This window comes from Streptomyces syringium, assembly GCF_017876625.1.
Lineage (GTDB): Bacteria > Actinomycetota > Actinomycetes > Streptomycetales > Streptomycetaceae > Streptomyces > Streptomyces syringius.
Genome location: NZ_JAGIOH010000001.1, coordinates 6389408 through 6402221 on the forward strand (window position 1 = coordinate 6389408; position 12814 = coordinate 6402221).

Annotated in this window: 10 protein-coding genes; 9 read left to right on the forward strand and 1 reads right to left on the reverse strand. The window is 72.8% G+C overall.

Annotation, left to right across the window (positions count from 1 at the left end):
* The first annotated feature begins 97 nt into the window (after positions 1-97).
* The 9 genes from hpnC (at position 98) to JO379_RS28170 (ending at position 11848) form a co-directional block, all read left to right on the forward strand.
* Positions 98-997 (forward strand): squalene synthase HpnC, encoded by a 900-nt coding sequence (gene hpnC, locus JO379_RS28130; RefSeq protein WP_209517540.1) that lies wholly within the window; start codon positions 98-100, stop codon positions 995-997.
* Positions 994-1944 carry a presqualene diphosphate synthase HpnD gene (hpnD, locus tag JO379_RS28135; protein WP_130881378.1) on the forward strand — a complete coding sequence of 317 codons (951 nt, stop codon included), beginning with the start codon at positions 994-996 and terminating at the stop codon, positions 1942-1944. The genes hpnC and hpnD overlap by 4 nt, the downstream gene beginning before the upstream one ends.
* A gap of 82 nt (positions 1945-2026) precedes the next feature.
* Entirely contained in the window at positions 2027-3475 is a 1449-nt protein-coding gene (hpnE, locus tag JO379_RS28140; RefSeq protein ID WP_209517542.1) for a hydroxysqualene dehydroxylase HpnE, read from the forward strand.
* Between the two features lie 44 nt (positions 3476-3519).
* Positions 3520-4611, forward strand: a complete 1092-nt coding sequence (locus tag JO379_RS28145; RefSeq protein ID WP_130881376.1) for a polyprenyl synthetase family protein — start codon at positions 3520-3522, stop codon at positions 4609-4611.
* 123 nt (positions 4612-4734) lie between these two features.
* Positions 4735-6741: a squalene--hopene cyclase gene (gene shc, locus JO379_RS28150; RefSeq protein ID WP_209517544.1), complete on the forward strand. Its 2007-nt coding sequence runs from the start codon at positions 4735-4737 to the stop codon at positions 6739-6741.
* Positions 6741-7391: a phosphorylase family protein gene (locus tag JO379_RS28155; RefSeq protein ID WP_130881374.1), complete on the forward strand. Its 651-nt coding sequence runs from the start codon at positions 6741-6743 to the stop codon at positions 7389-7391. The genes shc and JO379_RS28155 overlap by 1 nt, the downstream gene beginning before the upstream one ends.
* A 5-nt stretch (positions 7392-7396) precedes the next feature.
* Positions 7397-8419: an adenosyl-hopene transferase HpnH gene (gene hpnH, locus JO379_RS28160; protein WP_130881373.1), complete on the forward strand. Its 1023-nt coding sequence runs from the start codon at positions 7397-7399 to the stop codon at positions 8417-8419.
* Between the two features lie 127 nt (positions 8420-8546).
* The gene (gene dxs, locus JO379_RS28165) at positions 8547-10457 is read left to right on the forward strand and encodes a 1-deoxy-D-xylulose-5-phosphate synthase (protein WP_130881372.1); all 1911 of its coding nucleotides are present in this window, start codon (positions 8547-8549) and stop codon (positions 10455-10457) included.
* Positions 10454-11848 carry an aspartate aminotransferase family protein gene (locus tag JO379_RS28170; protein WP_130881371.1) on the forward strand — a complete coding sequence of 465 codons (1395 nt, stop codon included), beginning with the start codon at positions 10454-10456 and terminating at the stop codon, positions 11846-11848. The genes dxs and JO379_RS28170 overlap by 4 nt, the downstream gene beginning before the upstream one ends.
* Before the next feature lie 43 nt (positions 11849-11891).
* Here the strand turns inward: JO379_RS28170 and JO379_RS28175 are convergent, their stop codons facing one another.
* Positions 11892-12698: a tyrosine-protein phosphatase gene (locus tag JO379_RS28175; protein ID WP_130881370.1), complete on the reverse strand. Its 807-nt coding sequence runs from the start codon at positions 12696-12698 to the stop codon at positions 11892-11894.
* Positions 12699-12814 lie beyond the last annotated feature (116 nt).

Consider the following 12814-nt stretch of genomic DNA (forward strand, 5'->3'; position numbering starts at 1 on the left):
TGGGTTTGCAGTGTAGAACGGGAGATGTGACGGCAATGGCTACGGGAACTCTCCAGCTCCGCGGCGCGCACGCCGTCCCCGGTCCTGGCAGCCCGCGATGACCGCAGGGACGGACGCGCACGCGCGCGCCGTGCTCGACAAGGCCGCGCACGAGAACTTCCCCGTGGCTCCCTTCTTCGTGCCCCGCTCCTGGCGCGCCGACCTCATGGCCATCTACGGCTACGCCCGCCTCGTCGACGACATCGGCGACGGTGACCTGGCCCCCGGCGGCCGGGACGCCGAGCTGCTCGGCCTCGACCGCGAGCAGGCCGACGACCGGCTCGCCATGCTCGACGCCTTCGAGGCCGACCTGGGCCGGGTCTTCGACCGCACCGGCACCGGCCCGCGCCACCCGCTGCTGCTCCGCCTCCGGCCGACCGTCCGCCGGTGCGGCCTGACCCCCGAGCCCTTCCTCGGACTGATCGAGGCCAACCGCCAGGACCAGCGGGTGCGCCGCTACGCCACCTACGAGGAACTGCTCGCCTACTGCGAGCTGTCCGCCAACCCCGTCGGCCGTCTCGTCCTCGGCATCACCGGCACACTGAGCCCCGAGCGGATCCGCCGCTCGGACGCGATCTGCACGGCCCTGCAGATCATCGAACATCTCCAGGACGTCGCCGAGGACCTCGCGCGCGACCGCATCTACCTGCCCGCCGAGGACATGAAACGCTTCCGCGTGAGCGGGAGCGATCTCGCCCTTGCGACCAGTGGCGCATCGGTGCGCGCACTGGTCGCGTACGAGGCGGAACGCGCCGGGGACCTGCTGAATGAAGGCACCCCCCTGGTGGGTAGCGTCCACGGCAGGCTGAAGCTGTTGCTCGCGGGGTTCGTGGGCGGCGGGAAGGCCGCACTCAAGGCGGTCGCCGCCGCGGGCCACGACGTACTCCCCGGACCGCCCAAGCCCACCAAGCTCAGCCTGCTGCGCGAGGTGGGGGCGACACTGCGAAGAGAGGGGTGAGCGGGACCGTGAACGGAACGCCGACCGCGTCCGCGCCGGTGCTCGCCGCGTACAGCTACTGCGAGGCCGTCACCGCACAGCAGGCAGGTAACTTCAGCTACGGCATCAGACTGCTCCCGACCGCGAAGCGCCGGGCCATGTCCGCGTTGTACGCCTTCTCGCGGCGGGTCGACGACATCGGCGACGGCACTTTGGACGCGGCGTCCAAGACGCTGCGGCTGGAGGAGACGCGCGCGCTGCTCGACCGGATCCGGGAGGGCACCGTCGACGAGGACGACACCGACCCGGTGGCCGTCGCGCTGACGCATGCCGCGCGCCGCTTCCCCATCCCCCTCGGGGGGCTCGACGAGCTCATCGACGGCGTCCAGATGGACGTGCGCGGTGAGACCTACGAGACCTGGGACGACCTCGCCCTGTACTGCCGCTGCGTCGCGGGCGCCATCGGCAGGCTCTCGCTCGGCGTGTTCGGCACCGTCCCCGGCGCCCGGGACACCGAGCGCGCCTCGGAGTACGCCGATACGCTCGGCCTCGCCCTGCAGCTCACCAACATCCTGCGCGACGTCCGTGAGGACGCGGCCAACGGCCGTACGTACCTCCCCGCCGAGGACCTCGCCAAGTTCGGCTGCTCCGCGGGCTTCCACTCCGCCACGCCCCCGGCCGGCGCCGACTTCACCGGCCTCGTGCAGTACGAGGTCCGGCGCGCCCGCGCGCTGTTCGCCGAGGGCATGAAGCTGCTGCCCATGCTGGACCGGCGCAGCGGCGCCTGTGTCGCCGCCATGTCCGGCATCTACCGCAGACTCCTGGACCGCATCGCCCAGGACCCCCGGGCCGTGCTGCGTGGCCGGGTCTCCCTGCCCGGCCACGAGAAGGCCTATGTCGCCGTGCGCGGCCTGTCCGGCTTCGACGCCCGCAGCGTCCACCGGCAGACCGTCAAGGGGCGCGCTTGATGGCCCGAGCTCACACCGAGGACCGGTGTGCAACCCTCCGCCCCGCGGACGCGTCCCTGACAGCAGCCGAGGGAGAGGGCGCATGACAGCACGGACGACGACCCGGCCCGACGGGCACCGCGCGCAGGAGGCAGGCCGCCCCGTCGGGGCGGCCGCGGTGGTGATCGGGGGCGGCCTCGCCGGCACCACGGCGGCGCTCGAACTCGCCGACGCGGGGCTGCGCGTGACCCTGATCGAGGGGCGGCCCCGGCTGGGCGGGCTGGCCTTCTCCTTCCGCCGCGGCGAGCTGACCGTCGACAACGGCCAGCACGTCTACTTGCGCTGCTGCACCGCCTATCAGTGGTTCCTCGACCGGGTCGACGCCCGGGCGCTCGCCCCGCTGCAGAGCCGGCTGGACGTCCCCGTCCTCGACGTCGGCCACCCCTCGGGGCGGCCGGTCCTGGGCCGGCTGCGCCGCACCGCGCTGCCCGTGCCGCTGCACCTGGCGGCCAGCCTCGCCGGCTACCCGCACCTCTCGCTCGCCGAGCGGGCCAAGGTCGGCCGCGCCGCGCTGGCGCTGCGCGCCCTCGACCCGATGGACCCCGCACTGGACGGGGAGGACTTCGCGGGCTGGCTGCACCGCCACGGCCAGTCCTCCCGCGCGGTCGAGGCGCTGTGGGACCTCGTCGGCGTCGCCACCCTCAATGCCACCGCCGACCAGGCCTCCCTGGGCCTGGCCGCCATGGTCTTCAAGACCGGGCTGCTCTCCGAGCCCGGCGCCGCCGACATCGGCTGGGCGCACGTCCCGCTGGGCGAGCTGCACGACGTCCGCGCCCGCGCGGCCCTCGACAAGGCGGGCGTCCGCACCTGCCTGCGCACCCGCGCCACCGGTCTCACCCGGGGCGACGACGGCATCTGGCACGTGGACACCGAGTCCGGGCCGGGTGCGGCCGAGCGGCTGGACGCCGACACCGTGGTGCTCGCCGTCCCGCAGCGCGAGACCCACGACCTGCTGCCCGAGGGCGCCCTGGACGACGCCGACCGGCTGCTCGGCATCGGCACCGCCCCGATCCTCAACGTGCACGTCGTCTACGACCGCAAGGTCCTGCGACAGCCGTTCTTCGCGGCCCTCGGCTCCCCCGTGCAGTGGGTCTTCGACCGCACCGACTCCTCCGGCCTCGCCGGCGGCGGCCAGTACCTGGCCGTCTCCCAGTCGGCCGCGCAGGACGAGATCGACCTGCCGGTCGCCGAGCTGCGCGACCGCTATCTTCCCGAGCTGGAGCGGCTGCTGCCCGCGGCACGCGGCGCCGGTATCCGGGACTTCTTCGTGACCCGGGAGCGGACAGCGACGTTCGCCCCCACCCCGGGCGTCGGCCGGCTCCGGCCGCACGCCCCCACGAACGCGCCCGGCCTGTACCTGGCCGGCGCGTGGACCGCCACCGGCTGGCCCGCGACCATGGAGGGCGCGGTGCGCAGCGGTCTGTCCGCCGCCGGCGCGGCCCTCTCCGAGCTCGGGCGTCCGCATCAGAGCCCCCTCCGGGAGCCGGCATGAACGAGCGAGCCACCCAAGGCGTGCACCCCCGGCACGGGGGACGCATGAGCATGAACACCAGAGGAGAGACCGTGACTTCGGCGATCCCAGCTGTCGACACCGCAGGCGTCACCGCCCTGCTGGAGCGCGGACGGACGCTTGCCACGCCGGTGCTGCGTGCCGCCGTGGCCCGGCTCGCGCCGCCCATGGACACCGTCGCCGCCTACCACTTCGGCTGGATCGACGCCGAGGGCCGCCCCTCGCACGGCGACAGCGGCAAGGCGATCCGCCCCGCCCTCGCCCTGCTCTCGGCCGAGGCGGCCGGGGTCGCCCCCGAGGTGGGCATCCCCGGCGCGGTGGCCGTGGAGCTCGTGCACAACTTCTCGCTGCTCCACGACGACCTGATGGACGGCGACGAGCAGCGCCGCCACCGCGACACCGTGTGGAAGGTGCACGGCCCGGCCCAGGCCATCCTGGTCGGCGACGCCCTCTTCGCCCTCGCCAACGAGGTCCTGCTGGAGCTCGGCACGGTCGAGGCCGGCCGCGCCACCCGGCGGCTGACCACCGCGACCCGCAAGCTCATCGACGGCCAGGCCCAGGACATCTCCTACGAGCACCGCGAGCGCGTGACCGTCGAGGAATGCCTGGAGATGGAGGGAAACAAGACGGGCGCCCTGCTCGCCTGCGCCGTCTCCATCGGCGCGGTCCTCGGCGGCGCCGACGACCGCACGGCCGACACCCTGGAGGCCTACGGCTACCACCTCGGCCTCGCCTTCCAGGCCGTCGACGACCTGCTCGGCATCTGGGGCGACCCGGAGGCCACCGGCAAGCAGACCTGGAGCGATCTGCGCCAGCGCAAGAAGTCCCTGCCCGTCGTCGCCGCGCTCGCCGCCGGCGGCCCCGCCTCCGAGCGGCTCGCCCGGATCCTCGCCGCCGACGCCAAGCTCAGCGACGCGGCGGCCGCCGACTTCGACGAGGAAGAGTTCGCCAGCCGCGCGGCGCTGATCGAGGAGGCGGGCGGCCGGGAGTGGACCTCCCAGGAGGCCCGCCGCCAGCACACCACCGCGATCGAGGCGCTGGACGGCGTCGACATGCCCGCAGAGGTCCGAGCGCAGCTCGTCGCGCTCGCCGACTTCGTCGTCGTACGAAAGAGATGATTCCCATTCACCCGATCTAGACCTCGCAGTCGCCGGCAGGCGCCCCTCGCTCGGGGCGCCGCCGACGGAACCCCCAAGTACGGCAGTACGGCAGAGAAGAAACTCACTGCAAAAGGGGAAGCCATGACAGCGACGACCGACGGAGGCACCGGGGCGGGCTCGCCCCCTGCGGCCGCGGCCACCGAGAGCACCACCGTCCTGCCCACCGCCGACCCGGCCGGGCAGGAGCAGCCGCACGCGGCCGCGGAGCGGGCCACCGCCCGCGCGACCCGGCACCTGCTCGCCCGGCAGGACGCGGCGGGATGGTGGAAGGGCGACCTGGAGACCAACGTCACCATGGACGCCGAAGACCTGATGCTCCGCCAGTTCCTCGGCATCCAGGACGAAAAAACCACCCGGGCGGCGGCCCTCTTCATCCGCACCGAGCAGCGCCCGGACGGCACCTGGTCCACCTTCCACGGCGGGCCCGCCGAACTCTCCGCCACCATCGAGGCCTATGTCGCGCTGCGGCTCGCCGGGGACGCCCCCGAAGCCCCGCACATGGCCGCCGCCGCGCTCTGGATCCGCGAGCAGGGCGGCATCGCCGCCGCCCGGGTCTTCACCCGGATCTGGCTGGCCCTCTTCGGCTGGTGGAAGTGGGACGACCTCCCCGAACTGCCGCCCGAAATCATGTACTTGCCGAAGTGGTTCCCGCTCAACATCTACGACTTCGGCTGCTGGGCCCGGCAGACCATCGTGCCCCTGACCGTCGTCTCCGCGAAGCGCCCGGTACGGCCCGCGCCGTTCCCCCTCGACGAGCTGCACACCGACCCGCGGCGCCCCAACCCCCCGCGCCCGGCGGCCCCGGCCGCGAGCTGGGACGGCCTCTTCCAGCGCCTGGACAAGGCACTGCACGTCTACCGCAGGTTCGCGCTCGCCCCGCTGCGCCGCACCGCGCTCAGAGCGGCCGAGCGCTGGATCATCGAGCGGCAGGAGAACGACGGCTGCTGGGGCGGCATCCAGCCCCCCGCCGTCTACTCCGTCATCGCCCTGCACCTCCTCGGCTACGACCTCGGGCACCCGGTGCTGCGTGCCGGGCTCGAGTCGCTGGACCGTTTCGCCGTCTGGCGCGAGGACGGCGCACGGATGATCGAGGCGTGCCAGTCGCCCGTCTGGGACACCTGCCTCGCCGTCATCGCGCTCGCCGACGCGGGCGTCGCCGCCGACCACCCGGCCCTCGTCAAGGCCGCCGACTGGATGCTGGACGAGCAGATCACCCGGCCCGGCGACTGGACCGTGCGCCGGCCCGAGCTGCCCCCGGGCGGCTGGGCCTTCGAGTTCCACAACGACAACTACCCCGACATCGACGACACCGCCGAGGTCGTCCTCGCCCTCAAGCGGGTACGCCACCCCAATCCCGGGCGCGTCGAGACGGCCATCCGGCGGGCCACCCGCTGGAACCTGGGCATGCAGTCCAGGAACGGCGCCTGGGGGGCCTTCGACGCCGACAACACCAGCCCCTTCCCCAACCGGCTGCCGTTCTGCGACTTCGGCGAGGTCATCGACCCGCCGTCCGCCGACGTCACCGCCCATGTGGTCGAGATGCTGGCGGTCCTCGGCAGGCAGCACGACCCGCGCACCCGGCGCGGCATCGACTGGCTGCTCGCCGAGCAGGAGCCGTCCGGCGCCTGGTTCGGCCGCTGGGGCACCAACTACGTCTACGGCACCGGGTCGGTGCTGCCCGCCCTCGTCGCCGCCGGGCTGCCCGTCTCGTACCCGGCCGTCCGCCGGGCCGTGGCCTGGCTGGAGAGCGTGCAGAACGCCGACGGCGGCTGGGGCGAGGACCAGCGCTCCTACCGCGACCCCGAGTGGATCGGGCGCGGCGCGACCACCCCCTCGCAGACCGCCTGGGCGCTGCTGGCGCTGCTGGCCGCGGGGGAGCGGGAGAGCAAGGCCGTCGAGCGCGGCGTGGCCTGGCTGGTGGACCACCAGCGCCCGGACGGCTCCTGGGACGAGCCGCACTTCACCGGGACCGGCTTCCCCTGGGACTTCTCCATCAACTACCACCTGTACCGGCAGGTCTTCCCCCTCACGGCCCTCGGCCGCTATCTGCACGGCGAGCCCTTCGCCCCCGACGGGCGGGAGGGCTGATGACCCCCGGCACGGGCACCCCCGGCTCCGCTCCGCTGCTGATCGCCTGTGCGCTCGGCATCGAGCGGCTGGCCCTGGGAGGCGGCTTCGGCGGAGCCGCCGGGCCCGTGACCGTACTGCGCACCGGCATGGGACCGCAGGCCGCGGACCGGGCCGTGGCCCTCGCGCTCGGGGACGACCCGGCGCTGTGCGACGCCGCCGTGATCGCCACCGGCTTCTGCGCCGGCCTCGCCCCGGGGATGCACCCCGGGGACCTGGTCGTCGCCGACGAGACCCGCGACGACGCCGGGCGCACCGAGTGCGTCGGCGTGGAGCTGCTGGCCAAGGAGCTGGCCCGGGCCGCGCCCCGGCGCGTCATCCACACCGGCCCGCTGGTCGGCTCGGACCACATCGTGCGCGGCGCGGAGCGGACGGCCCTGCACGCCGCGGGAGCGCTCGCGGTGGACATGGAGTCCGCCGCCACGCTCCGAAGCGCCGTGCGGGCCGGTCCGCGCCCGGTTGCGGCCGTCCGGGTGGTCGTGGACGCTCCAGAACATGAACTCGTCCGAATTGGGACCCTGCGGGGTGGAATATCGGCTTTCCGCGTACTGCGCACTGTTCTTCCGGCCTTTTTCGAATGGCACCGTTCTTTGCTGCTCCCCAGGAGGTGAGCTAGATGGCCATGCCGCTCCGCCAGACCATCCGGGTCGGGACGTACCTTTTTGAACAGAAGCTCCGCAAGCGGGAAAAGTTTCCGCTGATCGTGGAACTCGAGCCGCTTTTCGCCTGCAACCTCAAGTGCGAGGGCTGCGGGAAGATCCAGCACCCGGCCGGGGTGCTCAAGCAGCGGATGCCCGTCGCCCAGGCCGTGGGCGCGGTGCTGGAATCCGGTGCGCCCATGGTGTCCATCGCGGGCGGCGAGCCCCTGATGCACCCCCAGATCCACGAGATCGTGCGGCAGCTGGTGGAGCGGAGGAAATACGTTTTCCTCTGCACCAACGCCATGCTGATGCGCAAGAAGATGGAGAAGTTCACGCCCTCGCCCTATTTCGCCTTCGCGGTGCACATCGACGGGCTGCGCGAGCGGCACGACGAGTCCGTCGCGAAGGAAGGCGTCTTCGACGAGGCGGTCGAGGCGATCAAGGAGGCGAAGCGGCGCGGCTTCCGGGTCACCACCAATTCGACCTTCTTCAACACCGACACCCCCCAGACCATCATCGAGGTGCTCAACTACCTCAACGACGACCTCCAGGTCGACGAGATGATGATCTCGCCCGCCTACGCCTACGAGAAGGCACCCGACCAGGAGCACTTCCTCGGCGTCGAGCAGACCCGCGAGCTGTTCAAGAAGGCCTTCTCGGGCGGCAACCGGGGCCGCTGGCGGCTCAACCACAGCCCGCTCTTCCTCGACTTCCTCGAGGGCAAGGCGGACTTCCCGTGCACCGCGTGGGCCATCCCCAACTACTCCCTCTTCGGCTGGCAGCGCCCCTGCTACCTGATGAGCGACGGCTACGTGCCGACGTACCGGGAGCTGATCGAGGACACCGACTGGGACAAGTACGGGCGGGGCAAGGACCCGCGGTGCGCCAACTGCATGGCGCACTGCGGCTACGAACCCACGGCCGTGCTGGCCACCATGGGCTCCCTCAAGGAGTCGCTGCGCGCCGCCCGGGAGACGATCGCCTCCAACCGGGGCTGAGTCCCGTGGCCCCGGCGCGCGACGGACAGCGCCGGGGCTCCCCCGCGCACCGGCCCGGCGCCGGGACCCCCGGCGCCGGCCGGCCGGTGAGTACGGAGACGAGAGCGAAAGACGAGGAGGGGCCCGCGTGTCGTTGTTGGAGAACATCCGCGGTCCGCGCGACCTGAAGACGCTCGACGCGGAGGACCTGACCGAACTGTCCGAGGAGATCCGGCACTTCCTGATCCACGCGGTTGCCAGGACCGGCGGCCACCTGGGCCCGAACCTCGGCGTGGTGGAGCTCTGCATAGCCCTGCACCGCTCCTTCGACTCGCCCGCCGACCGCATCCTGTGGGACACCGGGCACCAGAGCTACGTGCACAAACTGCTCACCGGGCGGCAGGACTTCTCCAAGCTGCGCGGCAAGGGCGGTCTCTCCGGCTACCCCTCGCGCGAGGAGTCCGAGCACGACGTCATCGAGAACAGCCACGCCTCCACCGTCCTCGGCTGGGCCGACGGGCTCGCCAAGGCCAACCAGGTGCTCGGGCGCTGGAACCGCCACGTCGTCGCCGTCATCGGCGACGGCGCGCTGACCGGCGGCATGGCCTGGGAGGCGCTGAACAACATCGCCGCCGCCAAGGACCGGCCGCTGATCATCGTCGTCAACGACAACGCGCGCTCCTACGCGCCCACCATCGGCGGCCTCGCCCACCACCTCGCCGGGCTCCGCACCACCGACGGCTACGAACGCGCCCTGTCCTGGGGCAAGGACATCGTCCAGCGGCTGCCGCTGCTCGGCACCCCGCTCTACGAATCGCTGCACGGCGCCAAGAAGGGCTTCAAGGAGGCCTTCGCCCCCCAGGGCATGTTCGAGGACCTCGGCCTGAAGTACGTCGGGCCGATAGACGGACACGACATCGGGGCCGTCGAGGAGGCGCTGCGCCGGGCGAAGCGCTTCCACGGGCCCGTGCTCGTGCACTGCCGCACCGAGAAGGGGCGCGGCTACCGGCCCGCCCTGGAGGACGAGGCCGACCGTTTCCACACCGTCGGCGTGATGAACCCGCTGACCTGCGAGCCGCTGGTCCCGGCCGGCGGCCGGTCCTGGACCTCGGTGTTCGGCGACGAGATGCTGCGCATCGGGGCCGAGCGGCCGGACGTGGTGGCGATCACCGCGGCGATGCTGCACCCCGTGGGCCTGACGAAGTTCGCGGCCGCCTACCCCGACCGGGTCTGGGACGTCGGGATCGCCGAGCAGCACGCGGCGACCTCGGCGGCCGGGCTGGCGACGGGCGGGCTGCACCCGGTCTTCGCGGTGTACGCCACCTTCCTCAACCGCGCCTTCGACCAGGTCCTGATGGACGTGGCCCTGCACAAGTGCGGAGTGACGTTCGTGCTGGACCGGGCCGGGATCACCGGCACCGACGGTGCCTCGCACAACGGCATGTGGGACATGTCGATCCTCCAGGTCGTCCCCGGGCTGCGGATCGCCGCCCCGCGCGATGCCGACCAGCTCCGCGCCCAGCTGCGCGAGGCCGTCGACGTCCACGACGCCCCGACCGTCGTGCGCTTCCCCAAGGAGACCGTGGGCCCGTCCCTCCCCGCCCTGGCCCGGGTGGGCGGCATGGACGTGCTGAGCGCGCCGGAGACCACCCACCCCGATGTGCTGCTGGTCGCGGTCGGCGCCATGGCCCACGTCGCCCTCGAAGCCGCCGACCTGCTCGCCGCGCGCGGCACCGCCTGCACCGTCGTCGACCCCCGCTGGGTCAAGCCGGTCGACGAGGCACTGCCCGCGCTCGCCGCGCGCCACCGCGTCGTCGCCGTCGTCGAGGACAACAGCCGCACCGGTGGCGTCGGATCGGCCATCGCGCAGACGCTGCGCGACGCCGGCGTCGACCTGCCCGTGCGGACCTTCGGCATCCCCGAGCAGTTCCTGCCGCACGCCAAGCGCGGCGAGGTGTTGGCGGACCTGGGTCTCACCCCCGCCGAGATCGCCGGCCGGATCAGCGCCGCGCTGGTCCGCCGGGCGGCCGCCCCGGTCACCGAGGAGAGGGACGCATGACGGACGACACCCCCGGCTTCGACCTCGCCCGGCTCCTGGCGGAGCGCGGCGGCGAGCGGTACGACCTGCATACCCGGTACCTCAACCACCAGCTCCCGCGCATGCTGCGCACCATCGGCTTCGACAAGGTCTACGAACGGGCCGAGGGCGCGTACTTCTGGGACGCGGACGGGCAGGACTACCTCGACATGCTCGCGGGCTTCGGGGTGATGGGCCTCGGCCGGCACCACCCCGTCGTGCGCAAGGCACTGCACGACGTCCTCGACGCCTCCCTCGCCGACCTCACCCGCTTCGACTGCCAGCCGCTTCCCGGCCTGCTCGCCGAGAAGCTGCTGTCGTACGCACCGCACCTGGACCGGGTCTTCTTCGGCAACAGCGGCACCGAGGCCGTCGAGACGGCCCTGAAGTTCGCCCGCTACGCCACCGGCAGGCCCAGGATCCTGTACTGCGCGCACGCCTTCCACGGGCTGACCGTCGGCTCCCTGTCGGTCAACGGCGAGGGGGGCTTCCGCGACGGCTTCGCCCCCCTGCTGCCGGACACGGCGGTCGAGCTCGGCGACCTCGGCGCCCTGGAGCGGGAGCTGCGGCGCGGCGATGTGGCGGGCTTCGTGGTCGAGCCGATCCAGGGCAAGGGCGTCCTGGAGCCGCCGGCCGGTTACCTGCGGGCCGCACAGGAGCTGCTGCGCCGGCACAAGGCCCTGCTGATCGCCGACGAGGTGCAGACCGGCATGGGGCGGACCGGTGCCTTCTTCGCCTACCAGCACGAGAGCGGGCTCGAACCGGACCTGGTGTGCGTGGCCAAGGCACTCTCCGGCGGCTACGTGCCGGTCGGTGCGACCCTCGGCAAGGACTGGATCTTCAAGAAGGTCTACTCCTCCATGGACCGGGTGCTGGTCCACTCGGCGAGCTTCGGGGCGAACGCGCAGGCCATGGCGGCCGGGCTCGCGGTGCTCGCCGTGATGGAGGACGAACAGGTCGTCGCCAACGCCCGGCAGACCGGCGATCTGCTGCGGACCAGGCTGGCGGGGCTCGTCGAGAAGTACGAGCTGCTGCAGGAGGTGCGCGGCCGGGGCCTGATGATCGGCATCGAGTTCGGCCGGCCCAAGTCGCTCGGGCTGCGGAGCCGTTGGACCATGCTCCAGGCCGCACGGAAGGGGCTGTTCGCGCAGATGGTGGTGGTGCCGCTGCTCCAGCGGCACCGGGTCCTGACCCAGGTCTCCGGTGACCGGCTGGAGGTCATCAAGCTGATCCCGCCGCTGATCATCGGCGAGCGGGAGGTGGACCGGTTCGTGGAGGCCTTCACGGCCGTCATGGACGACGCCCACGGTGGCGGCGGGCTGATGTGGGACTTCGGCCGCACCCTGGTCAAGCAGGCGGTCGCGGGCCGCTGACGGCCGCGGGGGAAACGGGGGAGCCCCGCGGCCGTCGGCCGGGTCAGTCGGTGAGCAGCCGCTCCCGCAGCCGCTCGCGCGTACCCGCCGCGAGCCCGAGACCCTCGGCGAGGTAGCGCTCGGTCGTCCCCCAGGTCTCCTCGATGGCCGTGAAGGCGGCGGCGAGGTACTCGGCGCGGGCCTCGAACAGCGGCGAGAGCAGCTCCATGACCTCGGGGGACGTACCGCCGGGCGCGCCCTCGCCCCGGCGCACCCGGTAGCGGCGGTGCGGTGCGTTGGACTCCAGGTAGTCCGCCTCGATGGTCTCGCGCGAGGCGCCGACCGCGAGCAGGGTCACCGCGATGGACAGCCCCGCCCGGTCCTTGCCGGCGGCGCAGTGCATGAGCGCGGGGACGCTGTCCTCGGCGAGGGCGTGCAGCACCCGGCTGTGGTCGGCGGTGCGGGTGGTGATGATCTCGCGGTAGGTGTCGGACATCCGCCCGGCGGCCCGGCCCTCGGACAGGATCGACCGCAGCAGCTCCAGGTCGCCGTCGCGGACCATCCGCCAGAACTCGGTGCCGTCCGCCGGGTCGGTCAGCGGGATGTTCACGTTCCGCACCCCGGTGAGGGTGACGTCCTCCCCCTCCAGCGCGATGTCGGCGGCGTTGCGGAAGTCGAAGACGGTGTGCAGCCCCAGCGAGTCCAGGAAGCGCGCGTCCGCCTCGGTCGCGTGGGCGAGGTGGCCGCTGCGGAAGAGCACGCCGGGCCGGACCCGTCGCCCGTCGGCGGCCGGCAGACCGCCGAGATCACGGAAGTTGCGCACCCCCGCCAGCTCCGGCTCGGTCGACGGGATCTGCGGCGTCTGCGTCACGGGCGCTCTCCTCTGGTCCGGCGTCGACGCTGCTCGTCGACGAAGCGGCCCAACGACCTTACGACACCCTTTTCACGGAGGGATCAGCCCGTACGGGAGCCGTCCGGACGTATTCC